Source organism: Streptomyces araujoniae, assembly GCF_050871195.1.
Taxonomy (GTDB): domain Bacteria; phylum Actinomycetota; class Actinomycetes; order Streptomycetales; family Streptomycetaceae; genus Streptomyces; species Streptomyces bacillaris.
On record NZ_CP194070.1, the window covers coordinates 5708788 to 5726863 of the forward strand.

Here is an 18076-nt window from a genome sequence, read left to right on the forward strand (position 1 = left end):
TCCGCACGGCAGACCCCCGCGCGCCCCGCACTGCCCGGGCCGGGACGGGGAGCGCTCCGGTGAGCGTCCTGGGGACCTGGCTCTCGCCGCGGACCGCCGCCGGCTCCACCGGGCTCCGCGCCCGGATCCTGCTCGCCCTGGTCTGCGCCGGATACTCCGTCGGTGCCGCCGTCGGCTGGGGATCGCCGGAACTGGCCCGCTTCATGGGCGACTTCGGCCTCGCCGCCGCCGCGCTGGTGGCCGCCGTCTCCTGCTTCCTCTACGCCCGGGTGAGCGCCGGCCGGTACCGCCCCGCCTGGCTGCTCTTCTCGCTCTCCTCCCTCATGGCGGCGTGCGGGAACGCGGTCTGGGGGTGGTACGAGGTGGTGCTCGGCGTCCCCGTGCCCACCCCGTCCCTGGCCGACGCCTTCTTCCTCTGCTTCGCGCCGCCCGCCATCGTCGGCCTGCTCGTCCTCGCCAAACGCCCGGTCACCCGGGCCGGCTGGGTCTGTCTCGCCCTGGACGCCTGGCTGATCGGCGGCTCCCTGCTCACCCTCGCCTGGAGCCTGGCCCTCGCGCACGCCGCGCACATGGCGGGCGCCGAGGAGGCCAGCGTGGGCCCGGCGGCGCTCTCGCTCGCCTATCCGCTGCTGGACATCGTCCTCGTCTCCATGGTGCTCGCGCTGCACTTCCGCCGCTCCGGCGCCAACCGCTCCGCCGTCAACACCGCGATCGCCGCCCTGGCGCTGACCGTCCTGTGCGACGCCGTCTTCACCTCGCCGCTGCTGCGCTCCACGTACCACTCGGGCCAGTTGCTGGACGCCGGGTGGTTCGCCGGCTCGCTCCTCCTGGCCTACGCGCCCTGGGGCGTACGCCGCCGGCCCGGCAGCGACCGCCCGGGACCCCCGCGCACCGTCAGCCGCCCCATCGCCGGGTCGCTGGCCGCGCTGACCCCGTATCTCGCCGCCGCCGTCTGCACCTTGGGCATCCTGTACAACGTGGTCGACGGCCGCCGGGTCGACCGGGTCGTCATCTTCACCGGCTGCACGGTCGTCCTCGCCCTCGTCGTCCGCCAGGGCATCATGCTGCTGGACAACATCTCCCTCACCCAGGAACTGGCCCAGAAGGAGAACCACTTCCGCTCCCTGGTCCAGGGCTCCAGCGACGTCATCATGATCGCCGCCCCCAGCGGCACCCTCCGCTACGTCAGCCCCGCCGCCGCCGGGGTCTACGGGCGCGACGCGGAGGACCTCGTCGGCGCCGAGCTGTCCTCGATCATCCACCCCGACGACCTCGGCCGGGTCGTCCACGAGGTGCGCCGCTTCCTCGCCGCACCGCCCCACGAGGAGCCCACCACCCGCATCGAGTGCCGCTTCCGCTCCGGCACCGGCGACTGGCTCAACGTCGAGTCCACCGTCAACCGCCACCAGGGCGGCCTGCTCCTCAACAGCCGCGACGTCACCGAACGGGTCAGGCTCCAGGCCCAGTTGCAGCACAACGCCGAGCACGACCCGCTCACCGACCTGCCCAACCGGGCCCTGTTCACCGCCCGGGTCCGCAAGGCCCTCACCGGCCGCCGCGCGAGCGACTCCGGCACCGCCGTGCTCTTCATCGACCTCGACGGCTTCAAGGCCGTCAACGACACCATCGGCCACCAGGCCGGCGACGAGCTGCTCGTCCAGGCCGCCCGCCGCCTCCAGGAGTCCGTCCGGGCCGGGGACACCGCCGCCCGCCTCGGCGGCGACGAGTTCGCCGCCCTCATCATGGGCGACGGCACCCGCGACCAGGCCGCCCGCGAGTACCAGGTCCACGAGATCGCCGACCGGCTCCGCCTCACCCTCTCCCAGCCCTACCGGATCGGCCCCAGCGAGGTCCGGGTGGCCGCCTCCATCGGCGTCGCCTTCGCCGAGCCCGCGATCACCCCCACCGACCTCATGCGCAACGCGGACCTCGCGATGTACCGCGCCAAGGCCGGCGGCAAGGACCGGGTCGAGCTGTACGCCCCCCAGATGCAGGCCGACGTCGTACGCCGCTCCGAGCTGGCCACCCGGCTGCGCACCGCCCTGCGCGAGGGCGAGTTCGCCCTGCTGCACCAGCCGGTCGTCCACCTCGCCAGCGGCTCCGTCGCCGCCGTCGCCGCCCAGGCCCGCTGGCGCTCCGCCCAGGGCATCCTGTTCACCCCCGCCGAGTTCCTCCGGGTCACCGGCGACGACGACCGCACCGCCGAACTGGGCCGCTGGCTCCTGGAGGAGGCCGTCAAACAGGCCGCCGACCGGGCCAGGGCCGGTCACCCCGCCGCCGTCTCCGTGCGGCTCTCCGCCACCCGGCTGCTCGACAAGGCCCCGCCCTTCGGCTCCATCGAGGCGCTGCTGACCCGGCACGGGCTGCCCTCGGGCGCCCTGATGATCGAAGTGGCCGACAGCGACCCCCGGGTCTCCTTCGACGAGCTGGAGCAGCGCCTCGTGGCCCTGCGCCGCCTCGGTGTCCGGATCGCCCTCGACGGCTTCGGCAGCGGGTTCGCCGCGATCAACGCCCTGCGCCGCCTCCCCATCGACGTGCTGAAGCTCGACCGCACCCTGGTCGAGGGGGTGGTGGAATCGGCCAGGCTGCACAAGATCACCAGCGGGCTGCTGCGGATCGCCTGCGACCTCGGCCTCCAGTCCGTCGCCGACGGCGTCGACGTCCCCGAGCAGGTCCTCGCCCTCCGCGCCATGGGCTGCACCCACGGCCAGGGGATGGCCTTCTCCGGCCCGCTCGACGAGTACCGGCTGCGCCGCGCCCTGGTGCGCGGACAGTTCCCCGTGCCGGGCGTCCCCGGCCCCCGTACGGTGATGGCGGGCGGCTCGATCCCCCTGCTCACCGGATCACATGCTGAGACGCCCGTCCCACCCACTTGACACGTCATGCGTGCCGGAGAGAGGGTCAATGCCATGCGCACCCGAATTCTCGTACTTGGAAAGCGCGTCGGCTGAAGCAGAGTCACTCCACGACACTCTGCGGACCGCACCCGGCGCGCTCCCCTCGCTTGCCTCACGGCACGAGGGGTTTTTTGTTGCACTGAACCTCTCAAAACGCTGCAAACCACCCCCGACACACCACCCGCGAAAACCCTCAGCTTCGAGAAGAGAATGCCGATGACCGAGCAGGCCACCGGGGCCCACCACCCGCAGCCGCGCGCCCGTACCGGCGGACAGCCGTCCGTCACCGTCGAACACGTCACGGGCGCGCAGTCCCTCATCCGCTCTCTCGAGGAAGTCGGCGCCGACACGGTATTCGGCATTCCCGGCGGCGCGATCCTCCCCGCCTACGACCCGATGATGGACTCCACCCGGGTCCGCCACGTCCTGGTCCGCCACGAGCAGGGCGCCGGCCACGCCGCCACCGGGTACGCGCAGGCCACCGGCAAGGTCGGCGTCTGCATGGCCACCTCGGGCCCCGGCGCCACCAACCTGGTCACCCCGATCGCCGACGCGCACATGGACTCCGTGCCCCTCGTCGCGATCACCGGCCAGGTCGCCTCCAAGGCGATCGGCACCGACGCCTTCCAGGAAGCCGACATCTGCGGCATCACGATGCCGATCACCAAGCACAACTTCCTGGTCACCAAGGCCGAGGACATCCCGCACACCATCGCCGAGGCCTTCCACATCGCCTCGACCGGCCGCCCGGGCCCCGTCCTCGTCGACATCGCCAAGGACGCCCTCCAGGCGCAGACCACCTTCAGCTGGCCGCCCACCCAGGACCTGCCCGGCTACCGCCCGGTCACCAAGCCGCACGCCAAGCAGATCCGCGAAGCCGCCAAGCTGATCACCCAGTCCAGGCGCCCCGTGCTCTACGTCGGCGGCGGCGTCATCAAGGCCGGGGCCACCGCCGAGCTGAAGGTCCTCGCGGAGCTGACCGGAGCGCCCGTCACCACCACCCTGATGGCGCTCGGCGCCTTCCCCGACAGCCACCCGCTGCACGTGGGAATGCCCGGCATGCACGGCGCGGTCACCGCCGTCACCGCGCTGCAGAAGGCCGACCTGATCGTCGCCCTCGGCGCCCGCTTCGACGACCGCGTCACCGGCAAGCTGGACAGCTTCGCCCCGTACGCCAAGGTCGTCCACGCCGACATCGACCCCGCCGAGATCGGCAAGAACCGCACCGCGGACGTCCCCATCGTGGGTGACGCCCGCGAGGTCCTGGCCGATCTGGTCCAGGCCGTCCAGGCCGAGCACACCGAGGGCCACACCGGCGACTACACCGCGTGGTGGAAGGACCTCAACCGCTGGCGCGACACCTATCCTCTGGGCTACGACCTCCCCGAGGACGGCAGCCTCTCCCCGCAGCAGGTCATCCAGCGCATCGGCAAGCTCGCCCCCGAAGGCACGATCTTCGCGGCGGGCGTCGGCCAGCACCAGATGTGGGCCTCCCACTTCATCGACTACGAGCAGCCCGCCACCTGGCTCAACAGCGGCGGCGCCGGAACGATGGGGTACGCGGTCCCGGCCGCCATGGGCGCCAAGGCCGGCATGCCCGACCGCACGGTCTGGGCCATCGACGGCGACGGCTGCTTCCAGATGACCAACCAGGAACTGACCACCTGCGCGCTCAACAACATCCCGATCAAGGTCGCCATCATCAACAACGGCGCCCTCGGGATGGTCCGCCAGTGGCAGACCCTCTTCTACAACCAGCGCTACTCCAACACCGTCCTGCACGCCGGCCCCGACTCCGATGGCGTCCCCAACAAGGGCACCCGCGTCCCGGACTTCGTCAAGCTCTCCGAGGCCATGGGCTGCCACGCCATCCGCTGCGAGGACCCGGCCGACCTGGACAAGGTCATCGAAGAGGCCAACTCCATCAACGACCGCCCCGTCGTGATCGACTTCATCGTCCACGAGGACGCCATGGTCTGGCCGATGGTCGCCGCCGGCACCTCCAACGACGAGGTCCAGGCCGCCCGCGGCGTCCGCCCCGACTTCGGCGACAACGAAGACGACTGAGAGACAGAGAGAGACCGACTCCCATGTCCGAAAAGCACACGCTCTCCGTCCTGGTCGAGAACAAGCCCGGTGTCCTCGCCCGGATCACCGCCCTGTTCTCCCGACGCGGCTTCAACATCGACTCGCTCGCCGTCGGTACCACCGAACACCCCGACATCTCCCGCATCACCATCGTCGTGAATGTCGAGGACCTGCCCCTGGAGCAGGTGACCAAACAGCTCAACAAGCTGGTCAACGTCCTGAAGATCGTCGAACTCGAGCCCGCCGCCGCGATCCAGCGGGAGCTCGTCCTGGTGAAGGTCCGCGCCGACAGCGAGACCCGCTCCCAGATCGTCGAGATCGTCCAGCTGTTCCGCGCCAAGACCGTCGACGTCTCCCCGGACGCCGTCACGATCGAGGCGACCGGAGGGGCCGACAAGCTGGAGGCGATGCTCAAGATGCTGGAGCAGTACGGCATCAAGGAGCTGGTCCAGTCCGGCACCATCGCCATAGGGCGTGGCGCGCGCTCGATCACCGACCGCTCCCTGCGCGCCCTCGACCGTTCCGCCTGACCCGCGACGGGACCGGCGCCGCCGCGCGCCGCTCGCATGGCGAGACCCGAACACGAACCCGACGCCCCCGCCGTACGGTGGGACGCAACACCTGCACACCAAGGAGAAGACCCAGTGGCCGAGCTGTTCTACGACGACGATGCCGACCTGTCCATCATCCAGGGCCGCAAGGTCGCGGTTCTCGGTTACGGCAGCCAGGGCCACGCCCACGCGCTGTCGCTCCGTGACTCCGGCGTCGACGTCCGCGTCGGTCTGCACGAGGGCTCGAAGTCCAAGGCCAAGGCCGAGGAGCAGGGTCTGCGCGTGGTGACCCCCTCCGAGGCGGCCGCCGAGGCCGACGTCATCATGATCCTCGTCCCGGACCCGATCCAGGCCCAGGTCTACGAGGAGTCCGTCAAGGACAACCTGAAGGCCGGCGACGCGCTGTTCTTCGGCCACGGCCTGAACATCCGCTTCGGCTTCATCAAGCCCCCGGCCGACGTCGACGTCTGCATGGTCGCCCCCAAGGGCCCCGGCCACCTGGTCCGCCGCCAGTACGAGGAGGGGCGCGGCGTCCCCTGCATCGTGGCCGTCGAGCAGGACTCCACGGGCAAGGGCCTGGAGCTGGCCCTGTCGTACGCCAAGGGCATCGGCGGCACCCGGGCCGGCGTCATCAAGACCACCTTCACCGAGGAGACCGAGACCGACCTCTTCGGTGAGCAGGCCGTCCTCTGCGGTGGCACCGCCGCCCTGGTGAAGGCCGGTTTCGAGACGCTGACCGAGGCGGGCTACCAGCCGGAGATCGCCTACTTCGAGTGCCTCCACGAGCTGAAGCTCATCGTCGACCTCATGTACGAGGGCGGCCTGGAGAAGATGCGCTGGTCCATCTCGGAGACCGCCGAGTGGGGCGACTACGTCACCGGCCCGCGGATCATCACCGACGCCACCAAGGCCGAGATGAAGAAGGTCCTCGCCGAGATCCAGGACGGCACCTTCGCCAAGAACTGGATGGCCGAGTACCACAACGGTCTGCCCAAGTACAACGAGTACAAGAAGGCCGACGGCGACCACCTGCTGGAGACCACCGGCCGTGAGCTGCGCAAGCTCATGAGCTGGGTGAACGACGAGGAGGCCTAGGCCCCGGGGGGCGGGGCGGGTCCGGTAGGGGCCCGCCCCGCTCCGCAGCGTCCGGAGGCCCGGGGCCCGGAAGCCGAACGGCCGGAGGCCAGGTGTCCGGCAGCCGAACGGCCGGGAGCCGGGTGTCCGGAAGTCAGCGGAGGGAGTTGTTCCGTACGGGTGTGCACCACGTCCACCCTCGTGCGGGTGATCCTTCCACGGGGGCGCGGTAGACGGCCTTCCGCATGACTACACTGCTCAACACATACGCGTCAGGGCCCACAGTGTCGTGCGTCTACCACGCGGCTAGCCCCTCCACCGCCTGCGGCCGTCGGGACGGCCGTCCGGCACTGGACTTGTGAGGACTCACGTGAGCTCGAAGCCTGTCGTACTCATCGCTGAAGAGCTGTCGCCCGCCACGGTCGACGCTCTGGGTCCGGATTTCGAGATCCGGCACTGCAACGGCGCGGACCGCGCCGAACTCCTCCCCGCGATCGCCGACGTCGACGCCATCCTGGTGCGGTCCGCCACGAAGGTCGACGCCGAGGCGATCGCCGCCGCGAAGAAGCTCCGCGTGGTGGCCCGCGCGGGTGTCGGTCTCGACAACGTCGATGTCTCCGCCGCCACCAAGGCCGGTGTGATGGTCGTCAACGCCCCGACCTCCAACATCGTCACCGCCGCCGAGCTGGCCTGCGGTCTGCTGGTCGCCACCGCGCGCAACATCCCGCAGGCCAACACCGCCCTCAAGAACGGCGAGTGGAAGCGCTCCAAGTACACCGGCGTCGAGCTGAGCGAGAAGGTCCTCGGTGTCGTCGGCCTCGGCCGCATCGGCGTCCTGGTCGCCCAGCGCATGTCGGCCTTCGGCATGAAGATCGTCGCGTACGACCCCTACGTCCAGCCCGCCCGTGCCGCGCAGATGGGCGTCAAGCTCCTCAGCCTGGACGAGCTGCTGGAGGTCGCGGACTTCATCACCGTGCACCTGCCCAAGACGCCCGAGACCCTCGGCCTCATCGGGGACGAGGCGCTGCACAAGGTGAAGCCCTCGGTCCGCATCGTCAACGCCGCGCGCGGCGGGATCGTCGACGAGGAGGCGCTGTACTCCGCCCTCAAGGAGGGCCGCGTCGCCGGTGCCGGGCTCGACGTGTACGCCAAGGAGCCCTGCACGGACTCCCCGCTCTTCCAGTTCGACCAGGTCGTCTGCACCCCGCACCTCGGCGCCTCCACCGACGAGGCCCAGGAGAAGGCGGGCATCGCCGTCGCCAAGTCCGTCCGCCTCGCCCTCGCCGGTGAGCTGGTCCCGGACGCGGTCAACGTCCAGGGCGGTGTCATCGCCGAGGACGTACGCCCCGGCCTGCCGCTCGCCGAGAAGCTCGGCCGGATCTTCACCGCGCTCGCGGGCGAGGTCGCGGCCCGCCTCGACGTCGAGGTGTACGGCGAGATCACCCAGCACGACGTCAAGGTGCTGGAGCTGTCGGCGCTGAAGGGCGTCTTCGAGGACGTCGTCGACGAGACCGTGTCGTACGTCAACGCCCCGCTCTTCGCCCAGGAGCGCGGGGTCGAGGTCCGCCTCACCACCAGCTCCGAGTCGCCCGACCACCGCAACGTGGTCACCGTGCGCGGCACCCTCGGCAGTGGCGAGGAGGTCGCGGTCTCCGGCACGCTGGCGGGCCCGAAGCACCTCCAGAAGATCGTGGCGATCGGTGAGCACGACGTGGACCTGGCCCTCGCGGACCACATGGTCGTCCTGCGCTACCAGGACCGTCCCGGTGTCGTCGGCGCGGTCGGCAAGATCCTGGGTGAGGCCGGACTGAACATCGCGGGCATGCAGGTCTCCCGCGCCGCGGAGGGCGGCGAGGCGCTGGTCGTCCTCACCGTCGACGAGACCGTCCCGCAGACGGTGCTCGGTGAGATCGCGGACGAGATCGGCGCCTCCTCGGCCCGCTCGGTGAACCTCACGGACTGATCCGTCCCGCACCGCATCCGGCTGCCGGGCGTCCCCTCACGGGGGATGCCCGGCAGCCGTTCGCGTTCGAGGCGCCGGGGGCCCGGGCACCCTGGCGACGGTTCACCGGGCGGGTCCACGCGGCTGGTGCCGGCCGTGCAGGTCCTGGTGCCGCTGAGCCGGACGTGGTTCCGGCCGCCGCCCGGCTCGGCGGGGAGCCACCGGGCGGCGCCCGGCGCAGGCGGGGCCCGGCCGGGGGAGCGTCGAACGGCGGTGCCTCGGACGGGGGTTCCTCCGGCGGTACGGGGTGCCTGCGGCCGGCCGGCCGGGCGTTCCGGGACGAGGGGCCGCCGGGCCGGGTGGTGCGCCCGCCGACGAAACCCGGCGACAGCACCGGGAAGGCCGGGGCCTTCGACGAGCAGCCGCGTTAGCCTGCACGCGAGGGCGGTCAGGCGCGGTCCGGCGACGCGGAGGAGAGTGCGGCATGCGACGTGTGGTGCGGGGTTTCTGGGGCCCGAGGCCGGAGTCGGCCGAGGCTCTGGCCGACCGGTGGCAGCGGACTCTGGACGGCCTCGCCGAGCTGGTCCCGCAGGCGGCCGAGGCCTGGAGCCAGGTGCACGGGAACGGGCCCGCCACCGCTTTCACCCCCGAGGGGAAGGCCCTGCTCGACGCCCTGCGGGCGGCCCGGAGTGCGGCCGACCGATCCGATCTGACGGGCACCGGGCTGCGGCTGGTCGGCACGGGCACGCCCGGCTGGGAGGCGGAGGTCAGCGGACTGGCGGGCGGGGCACCGGAGTTCCTGCTGCAGTCCCTGGCGATCGTCCTGCACGCCCCGGACGCGGCCGTGGTCCCCGAGGAGGACGTCCTCGCGCTCCTCGCCCGGGTCTGGGAGCCGGACTTCGGCGACGTGAGCGACGACGACGTGCTGGACGCGCTGGAGGGCGAGGCCGGTTACGCGGCGGGGGACCCGGTCGTCGGCCGCACCGGCTACCTCTCCCCGGCCCGTGCCGCCCTGGTCCCCGACAGCCTGGAGGCGGTCCGCCAGGAACTCCCCTGCGGCGGCGAGCTGTTGAGCATCGCGGCCCTCGGAGACAGCACGGCGGTGGTGCGCGCGTACGAGCGGCTGCGCGCGGCGGGGGCCCTGGCCCCGCTGCCCCGCCCGATGGACCGGCCGGTCCTGTGACGGCGGCCCGCGCCCTGCCGGCGGCCCGGCCCGGGGCGGACGGCTCGCCGCCACCGTCGGCCACGGCGACGCGCCCCCGGCCCCGGCGGGCGCCGCCCCTCGGCCGTGCCCTGTCCTGAAGACCGTCCCGGGCTCAGGGAGCCCTCGGAGCACGTGAGCGTCTCGGAACCGGATCCTCGAAGACCACGGGAGCACTCATGGACCTCGTCTGGGCGATCGTCGCGGCCATCGCCGTCCTCAACATCGTCGGCTTCCTCGGCGCGCTCGCCTTCGTCAAGCTGAACCGGCTGTACCACCGGCGGCGCGGATAGCGGACGGCCCGCACGGCACGGACAGCGGACATGTCAGGGGGACGGACGCCCGGTCAGGTCCGCTGTCCGCCGGCCCGCCGCCCGCGGCTCACCCGCCGCCCCGGGAACCGCCGCCCGGCAGGTCCTGCTCCGCCCAGACGACCTTTCCCCCGGGCGTCCGGCAGGAGCCCCACCGGCGGCAGAGCATGTTGATCAGCTGGAGGCCGCGGCCGCCCTCGGCGCTGAGGGGGGCGTGCTGGATCCGGGGCAGATCCGGCCCGATGTCCGAGACCTCGACGCACAGCCGGTCGTGGCGCAGCAGACGCAGCCCGGTCGGTCCGCCGCCGTAGCGGAGGGCGTTGCCGACGAGTTCGCTCACGACCAGTTCGGTGACGTCCATCAGGTCGGAGAGCGCCCAGCGTTCCAGCTGGGCGCGGACCAGACGGCGTGCCGTTCCGGCGGCCGACCCGTTGGCCGGGAGCGACCAGACCACCACGTCCGCGTCGGGCCGCGGGAGGGCCTCCGCCATGAGCATGACGGCGTCGTCGAACCGCCCCTCACCACAGCTGTCGGTCCTGGTCCACGCCGCCTCGCAGCTGTCGGACAGCGGGACCGGCGGGCCGTCGACCGCCGCACGCAGGCGTTCCAGCAGGACGTCGATGTCCTCGTACCGGTTCTTGATCAGCCCGTCGGTGTACATCACGAGGCGGCTGCCCTCCTGCACCTCCGTCGTCACCTCGTCGTAGGGGATGACCCCCGCGCCCAGGGGTGCGCCCGGGGGCACGTCCAGGAAGGCGGCGCGGCCGGCGGCGTCGATCATCAAGGGGGGCAGGTGACCCGCGCTGGCCATCCGGTACGTCCGCTCGGCGTGGTCGTAGACGGCGCAGAGGCAGGTGGCGACCTGGTCCTCCTCCAGGTCGCGGGCCGCCAGGTCGAGCCGGGCCAGTACGCGTTCCGGTGAGATGTCCAGCCCCAGCAGCGTGCGGGCGACGGAGCGCAGCCGGCCCATGGTCGCCGCGGCCGCCAGCCCGTGGCCCATCACGTCCCCCACGACGAGGGCGCTGCGCCCGCTCGGCAGGGCCACCACGTCGAACCAGTCGCCGCCCACACCGCCGGGGTCGACGGCGGGCCGGTAGCCAGACCTGACCTGGAGCCCGGGTGTGGAGGGGGCCGCCCGAGGGAGCAGGGCACGTTGCAGCGTGACGACGGCCGTGCGCTCCCGCCCGTACAGGCGGGCGTTGTCCACGAAGACCGCGGCCTTCGCCGCCAGCTCGCACGCCAGGGCCACATCGGCGTGCGAGAACGGCGGCCGGTCTCCGGACCGGAGGAAATCGACGAGGCCCAGGAGGACACCCCGTGAGACGAGGGGCAGCGCCAGATAGCTGTGCACTCCCGCGCGGCGCAGGACCAGGGCGGCGTGCGAGGTGGGGGCGATGTACTCGTACTGGTCCGGTGCGATGCGCCTCACCAGCGCCGGCCGGCGCGTGATCAGGCACTGATGGGCCACTTTGGAGGGGTGGGCGGTGGTCAGCTCCCCCACCGGGTCCGGTTCGAGATTCCGCAGCCGGTCGATGTGCGCCACCGCCATGGCCCGGGTCCGGGGCGCCTCGGCCGATCCGGTGCGTTCCCCCTCGCCGCCGCGCAGCAGGGATTCCAGCAGGTCGACCGCGACGGCGTCGGCCAGCGCCGGTACGGCGTAGTCCGCCAGCTCCTGGGCGGTCCGGTCCAGGTCCAGCGTGGTGCCGATGTGGTCGCCCGCCGCGTTGAGCCATTCCAGGCGGCGGGTGCCCCTCATCGCCGTGGCCGCGTCCACGGCCCGCCGGAGGATCCGTGGGACAGGCAGGGGGCCGAGCGCAGCACCGCGTGCGGTGCCGGGCCGGCCCGGATCGTCGTGCACGTAGTACCCCTTCTCCCGCGGGGGCATTCGGCGAGGCACTTCGATTGTGCCCGCACCGCACCGGTCCGGCCTCCGGAAGTCCCGGCCGGGCCGCTTACAGCCGCGCCCCCTTCAGCGCCATGTGCAGCAGCAGCCGGTCCTCGCCGTCGTTCAGGTCCAGGCCGGTGATCTGCTCGATCCGGGAGAGGCGGTAGTAGAGCGTCTGGCGGTGGATGCCCAGCTCGGCCGCCGTCCGGCTGGCCTGGCCCGCGCGGTCCAGGAAGACCTCCGCCGTGTGCGCCAGCTCCTTGTGCAGCGGGGTGAGCAGCGCGGCGACCGCCGGGTCGGCCGGGTCCGTGCCGGTGCCGGGGAGGGCGGTGAGCAGGCGGTACGGGCCGATGGCCGACCAGCGGGCGACCGGGCCGAGGCGGGCCTCCGCGCGGGCCGCCCGCGCCGCCGAAGTGGCCTCGCGCCAGGAGGCCGGCAGCGCGTCCAGGCCCCGGCGCGGAGCCGCGACCCCGCCCGTGGCGCCCGGACCCGCCGACGTACGCAGCCGGTCCGCGGCACCGGTCGCCGGGTCCAGCCGGTCCGCCGAGCGCAGCCGGATCAGCGCCGCCAGCGAGACGGCACCGGGACCGCCGCCCGCGCCCCCGGCTCCCGCACCCGCCGCCCCGGTGATCGTGGCCAGTGCGGCGGCCGAGGCCACCCCCCGTACCGACGGGGTGTCGTCGGCCGCCCACGGCGTCACGCACACCACCGTGTGCAGCCCCTCCGCGTCCTGGCCCAGCGCCTCCCGCAGCGCCGCGACCGCCGTGTCGTGCTGCCGTCCGGGCCCGGCCGTGAGCACCGCGCCGAACTCCCGGGAGAGGTCCGCGCCCGCCCGCGCCTCGTCGGCGAGGAGCGCCCCGATCCGGGCGGTCACCTCCATCGCCGCGGTCAGCTGCTCGTCGGCGGGGCCGGGGTCGGTGTCGAGGAGCCAGACGTATCCGAGGACCACACCCCGATGGCGTACCGGAAGGCAGAGGCGGTCCCGGAAGACCCCGGCCTCCGGGGCGGCGGGGATGCGGACCGGGCCGGTCGCCCGGGTGATGCCGAACGCCTCGAACCAGGCGCGGACGGCGGGGGTGGAGCGGCGGGTCAGGATCGAGCGGGTGCGGACCGGGTCCATCGCGGTGTCGTCGTCGCTGTCGTGGGCCCCGAAGGCGACCAGGCCGAAATCGCGGTTCTCCAGGGTGGCGGGGGCGCCGAGCAGGGCGGAGATCTCGTCGACCAGTTCCTGGTAATCGCCTGTCACCCGGCCATTCTCGCACCCCGCCCCGCCCCTCTTCAGACAGATGTCTGAGATGGCGGCCACGGATGCGTGACAGGTGTCGATGGCACAGGATCGGACCGGTACCTAGATTTCACGGTGGTTATCCGTGCCGTACCGGTGTGTTCATGTGCGTACACCTACGTTCATGTACGTGCCGTTACGGCCCTTCGTCCGAATATTCGTGGAGGTCCCCGTGCTGGGTCCCGTGATCCTCGCCGCATCGCGCAGCGACAAGATGCGCCGGTTCGTCTCGGCCGCGCCCGGCACCAAGCAGGTCGTGGACCGCTTCATCGCCGGGGAGACCGTCGACCAGGTCGTCCCGATCGTCGTGGATGCCGCCGGCAAGGGCCTGGAGGTCACGCTCGACGTCGTCGGCGAGGACATCACCACCCCCGCCCAGGCCGAGGCCGCCCGCGACGCCTACCTGGAGCTGATCGGGCGCCTGAAGGCCCTGGAACTGGGCCCGCGCGCCGAGATGTCCGTCAAGCTGTCGATGTTCGGCCAGGCGCTGGAGAACGGCCACGAGCTGGCCCTCGCCAACGTCCGCCCGGTCGTCGAGGCGGCGGACGCCATCGGCACCACGGTCACCCTGGACGCCGAGGACCACACCACCCTCGACTCGATGTTCGCCATCCACGAGGAGCTGCGGAAGGACTTCCCGCAGACCGGCTGCGTCATCCAGTCCTACCTGTTCCGTACCGAGGCCGACGCCCGCCGCCTGGCCGCCGCCGGCAGCCGCGTCCGGATCGTGAAGGGCGCCTACAAGGAGCCCGCCTCCGTCGCGTACCAGGACAAGGCCGAGATCGACAAGGCGTACGTCCGCATCACCCGCATCCTGATGGAGGGCGAGGGCTACCCGATGATCGGGTCCCACGATCCCCGTCTGATCGCCATCGCGCAGGAGCTGGGCCGCCAGGCCGGGCGCAAACTGGACGAGTACGAGTTCCAGATGCTGTACGGCATCCGCAGCGACGAGCACGTCCGGCTCGCGGCCGAGGGCCACCGGATGCGCGTCTACACGGCGTACGGCACCGACTGGTACGGCTACTTCATGCGCCGCCTCGCGGAGAAGCCGGCCAACCTGCTGTTCTTCGGCCGCTCGGTCCTCACCAAGGGCTGAGCGGTCCCCGGGCCGACCCACATCCCCGCCGACACCAAGGAGACAAGGCAACCATGGACGCCGTCACCCAGGTCCCCGCGCCGGTCAACGAGCCGGTTCACTCCTACGCCCCGGGCTCCCCGGAGCGTGCCCGCCTGGAGGTCAAGCTCAAGGAGCTGAGCGAGAACCCGATCGACCTGCCGATGACCATCGGCGGCGAGAAGCGGATGGGCGGCGGCGAGCGGGTGAACGTCGTGCAGCCGCACAACCACAAGGCCGTCATCGGCACCTTCGCGGGCGCCACCGAGCAGGACGCGAAGGACGCCGTCGACGCGGCCCTCGCCGCCGCTCCGGCCTGGCGCGCGATGTCCTTCGACGACCGCGCGGCGATCATCCTGCGCGCCGCCGAGCTGCTGGCGGGCCCCTGGCGCGAGACGCTGGCCGCCTCCACCATGCTCGGCCAGTCCAAGACCGCCCAGCAGGCCGAGATCGACACCCCCTGCGAGCTGATCGACTTCTGGCGCTTCAACGTGCACTACGCGCGCCAGATCCTCGCCGAGCAGCCCCCGGCCAACTCCCCGGGCGTGTGGAACCGCATGGACCACCGCCCGCTGGAGGGCTTCGTCTACGCGATCACGCCGTTCAACTTCACGGCCATCGCGGGCAACCTCCCCACCGCCCCGGCCCTCATGGGCAACGTCGTGGTGTGGAAGCCGTCCCCGACCCAGACCCACGCCGCCGTGCTGCTGATGCAGCTCCTGGAGGAGGCCGGTCTGCCCAAGGGCGTCATCAACCTCGTCACCGGTGACGGCATCGCCGTCTCCGAGGTGGCGCTGAACCACCGCGACCTGGCCGGTATCCACTTCACCGGCTCGACCCCCACCTTCCAGCACCTGTGGAAGACGGTCGGCAACAACATCGCCACCTACCGCACCTACCCGCGGCTCGTCGGCGAGACCGGCGGCAAGGACTTCGTCGTCGCGCACCCCAGCGCCGACCGCGCCGTGCTGAAGACCGCGCTGACCCGCGGCTCCTTCGAGTACCAGGGCCAGAAGTGCTCCGCGTCCTCGCGTGCGTACGTCCCCGCCTCCATCTGGAACTCCGGCTTCAAGGAGGAGTTCGCGGCCGAGGTCGACTCCATCACGATGGGTGACGTCACCGACCTGGGCAACTTCATCGGCGCCGTGATCGACGACCGCTCGTTCGCCAAGAACAAGGCCGCGATCGACCGCGCGAAGTCCGACCCGGCGTGCGAGATCGTCGCGGGCGGCACGTACGACGACTCGGTGGGCTACTTCGTCCGCCCGACCGTCATCGTCTGCACCGACCCGGAGAACGAGGTCTTCACGACCGAGTACTTCGGCCCGATCCTCGCGGTCCACGTCTACGAGGACGAGAACTACGACGCCATGCTGGAGCAGATGGAGTCGGTCTCCGACTACGCGCTGACCGGCTCGGTCATCGCGGGTGACCGCGCGGCCGCCGCGTACACGATGGAAAAGCTCCGCTACGCCGCGGGCAACTTCTACATCAACGACAAGTCGACCGGTGCCGTCGTCGGCCAGCAGCCCTTCGGCGGCGGCCGAGCCTCCGGCACCAACGACAAGGCGGGCGCCCCGCAGAACCTCCAGCGCTGGACCCTGACCCGGGCCATCAAGGAGACGCTGGTCCCGCCGACCGACTACACCTACCCGCACCAGGGCTGACCCTCCTCCCCGGGACGTCGCAGCACGGCGCCCCGGGTCCCGGGGCACCGTCTCGCCGCCACCGCGCGGGGGAGACCTCCGATCACCGCCTCCTGTCCGGTCCCCCAACCGGCCAGGGGGCGGTTTTTTCCTGTCCGTACGCGGGGGGTGTCACCCGCCGCCGCGGCAGGCGGTCTTGTGATGAAGGTAATGTTCATGTCAAATTCCTTCTCGGTACGTCCCCACACGTCACCCCAGAAGGAGTTCCCCCGTGAGACGAAACTCCCGCGCCCGCCTGAGCCTTTCCCTCCTCCTCGTCGCCGGCGCCCTCGGCCTCGGCGCGACCCCCGCCGCCGCGGCCGACGTCCACTCCGCCGCTCCCACCACCGCGGCGATCCCCTCCGCCTCCGCGTACGCCCTCGACGCCGCCGTCGAGCGCACGCTCGGCGCCGACACCGCGGGCACCTACCTCGACTCCCGGACCGGGAAGCTGGTCGTCACGGTCACCACCGACCGGGCCGAGGAGCAGGCCCGCGCCACCGGTGCCACCGTCCGCCGGGTGGCCCGCAGCGCCGCCCAGCTCGACGCCGCGATGAAGGCCCTGGAGGCCGAGGCGAAGATCACCGGCACCTCCTGGGGCATCGACCCGCGCACCAACCAGGTCGCCGTTGAGGCCGACTCCTCGGTCTCCGCGCGGGACATGGCCCGCCTCGAAGCCGTCGCGAAGCGGCTCGGGGGCGCGGTGGGCATCAGCCGCGTACCCGGCGTCTTCGACCGCGAGGTGCTGGGCGGCGGGGCCATCTACGGCGGCGGCAGCCGCTGCTCGGCCGCCTTCAACGTCACCAAGGGCGGGGCCCGTTACTTCGTGACCGCCGGACACTGCACCAACATCTCCGCCAACTGGTCGGCCACCTCGGGCGGTCCGGTCATCGGCGTCCGGGAGGGCACCAGCTTCCCGACCAACGACTACGGCATCGTCCGCTACACCGACGGTTCCTCGCCCGCCGGAAGCGTCGACCTCTACAACGGTTCCACCCAGGACATCAGCTCCGCCGCCAACGCCGTCGTCGGCCAGGCGATCCGCAAGAGCGGCTCCACCACCAAGGTGACCTCCGGCACGGTCACCGCCGTCAACGTCACCGTCAACTACAGCGACGGGCCCGTCTACGGCATGGTCCGCACCACCGCCTGCTCGGCCGGCGGCGACAGCGGCGGCGCCCACTTCGCCGGGACCGTCGCCCTCGGCATCCACTCCGGCAGCTCCGGCTGCTCCGGCACCAGCGGCTCGGCCATCCACCAGCCGGTGGTGGAGGCGCTCTCCGCGTACGGCGTCTCGGTGTACTAGAGCCGGGAGTCCGGGTACGGAGCCGGGAGTTCGGGGGTACGGAACCGGCGCGACCGGTTCCGTACCCCGCATCGCCCCTGCGTGCCTGGTGGGAGGGGGTGCCTGGGAAACTGGGATCATGACCGAACTGCCCGCGGTGCACGCCGCCCACACCTATGAGCTGACCGCGGCCGTACGGGACGAGATCCGCGCCCTCCTGGACACCGCCTTCGAGGGCGAGTTCGGCGACCACGACTGGGAGCACTCCCTCGGCGGCGTGCACGCCCTGGTGCGGGACACGGGCGGGCTCCTCGTCGCCCACGGTTCCGTCGTCCAGCGCCGGGTGCTCCACGAGGGCCGTTCGCTGCGCGTGGGGTACGTCGAGGCCGTCGCCGTCCGCCCCGGCCGCCGCCGCCAGGGGCTCGGCCACCGGGTGATGGGCGCGCTGGAACGGGTCGTCGACGGGGCCTACGCGTTCGGCGCCCTCTCCGCCTCCGACGCGGGCGCGGCCCTGTACGCGGCGCGCGGCTGGCAGGTGTGGCCGGGGGGCCTCGCCGCCCTGGGGCCGCAGGGGACGGTGGCGCTGCCGGAGGAGGAGGGCAGCACCTACGTCCGCCCGGCCGCCGGTCACGTCCTGCCCGGGGCCGGCCACCCGCTCGTCTTCGACTGGCGCGAGGGCGACCTGCTGTAGCGGCGGACCCGCGGGAGGCCGCGCGGGCCGACTCCCTTCCGTACGGCTTCCTCCCGGTGCCCAC

12 protein-coding genes are annotated in these 18076 nt (G+C 72.3%); 10 read left to right on the forward strand and 2 right to left on the reverse strand.

Going from position 1 to position 18076, the window contains the following annotated elements; all coding sequences use genetic code 11:
- Positions 1-59: 59 nt before the first annotated feature.
- The 6 genes from ACQ9ZG_RS24720 (at position 60) to ACQ9ZG_RS24745 (ending at position 9735) form a co-directional block, all read left to right on the forward strand.
- The gene (locus ACQ9ZG_RS24720; RefSeq protein WP_109914994.1) at positions 60-2876 is read left to right on the forward strand and encodes a putative bifunctional diguanylate cyclase/phosphodiesterase; all 2817 of its coding nucleotides are present in this window, start codon (positions 60-62) and stop codon (positions 2874-2876) included.
- A 231-nt stretch (positions 2877-3107) separates the two neighbouring features.
- The gene (locus ACQ9ZG_RS24725; RefSeq protein ID WP_078562523.1) at positions 3108-4964 is read left to right on the forward strand and encodes an acetolactate synthase large subunit; all 1857 of its coding nucleotides are present in this window, start codon (positions 3108-3110) and stop codon (positions 4962-4964) included.
- Between the two features lie 23 nt (positions 4965-4987).
- Positions 4988-5515 (forward strand): acetolactate synthase small subunit, encoded by a 528-nt coding sequence (gene ilvN, locus ACQ9ZG_RS24730; protein WP_018492340.1) that lies wholly within the window; start codon positions 4988-4990, stop codon positions 5513-5515.
- Positions 5516-5629: 114 nt separating this feature from the next.
- Positions 5630-6631: a ketol-acid reductoisomerase gene (gene ilvC, locus ACQ9ZG_RS24735; protein ID WP_028416506.1), complete on the forward strand. Its 1002-nt coding sequence runs from the start codon at positions 5630-5632 to the stop codon at positions 6629-6631.
- Positions 6632-6980: 349 nt separating this feature from the next.
- Positions 6981-8573, forward strand: a complete 1593-nt coding sequence (gene serA / locus ACQ9ZG_RS24740; protein WP_018492342.1) for a phosphoglycerate dehydrogenase — start codon at positions 6981-6983, stop codon at positions 8571-8573.
- Positions 8574-9036: 463 nt separating this feature from the next.
- Positions 9037-9735, forward strand: coding sequence for a serine/threonine-protein kinase (locus ACQ9ZG_RS24745; protein WP_109914834.1), 699 nt, complete (start codon positions 9037-9039; stop codon positions 9733-9735).
- Between the two features lie 399 nt (positions 9736-10134).
- Here ACQ9ZG_RS24745 and ACQ9ZG_RS24750 read toward each other — a convergent pair whose 3' ends face one another.
- Together ACQ9ZG_RS24750 and ACQ9ZG_RS24755 are read right to left on the reverse strand one after the other, a co-directional pair.
- On the reverse strand, positions 10135-11949 hold the full coding sequence (locus tag ACQ9ZG_RS24750; RefSeq protein WP_109917559.1) for an ATP-binding SpoIIE family protein phosphatase: 1815 nt from the start codon (positions 11947-11949) through the stop codon (positions 10135-10137).
- Positions 11950-12016: 67 nt separating this feature from the next.
- The gene (locus tag ACQ9ZG_RS24755; RefSeq protein ID WP_499281244.1) at positions 12017-13195 is read right to left on the reverse strand and encodes a PucR family transcriptional regulator; all 1179 of its coding nucleotides are present in this window, start codon (positions 13193-13195) and stop codon (positions 12017-12019) included.
- A 211-nt stretch (positions 13196-13406) separates the two neighbouring features.
- Here ACQ9ZG_RS24755 and ACQ9ZG_RS24760 point away from each other — a divergent pair, with 211 nt between their 5' ends.
- From ACQ9ZG_RS24760 to ACQ9ZG_RS24775, 4 genes are all read left to right on the forward strand, one after another.
- Positions 13407-14333, forward strand: a complete 927-nt coding sequence (locus ACQ9ZG_RS24760; RefSeq protein ID WP_109916352.1) for a proline dehydrogenase family protein — start codon at positions 13407-13409, stop codon at positions 14331-14333.
- Between the two features lie 53 nt (positions 14334-14386).
- On the forward strand, positions 14387-16018 hold the full coding sequence (pruA, locus tag ACQ9ZG_RS24765; RefSeq protein WP_109916353.1) for an L-glutamate gamma-semialdehyde dehydrogenase: 1632 nt from the start codon (positions 14387-14389) through the stop codon (positions 16016-16018).
- Between the two features lie 250 nt (positions 16019-16268).
- Entirely contained in the window at positions 16269-17342 is a 1074-nt protein-coding gene (locus tag ACQ9ZG_RS24770) for a S1 family peptidase (protein ID WP_028416512.1), read from the forward strand.
- A 118-nt stretch (positions 17343-17460) separates the two neighbouring features.
- Complete coding sequence (locus tag ACQ9ZG_RS24775; RefSeq protein WP_028416513.1) at positions 17461-18012, forward strand: GNAT family N-acetyltransferase; 552 nt, start codon at positions 17461-17463, stop codon at positions 18010-18012.
- Positions 18013-18076 lie beyond the last annotated feature (64 nt).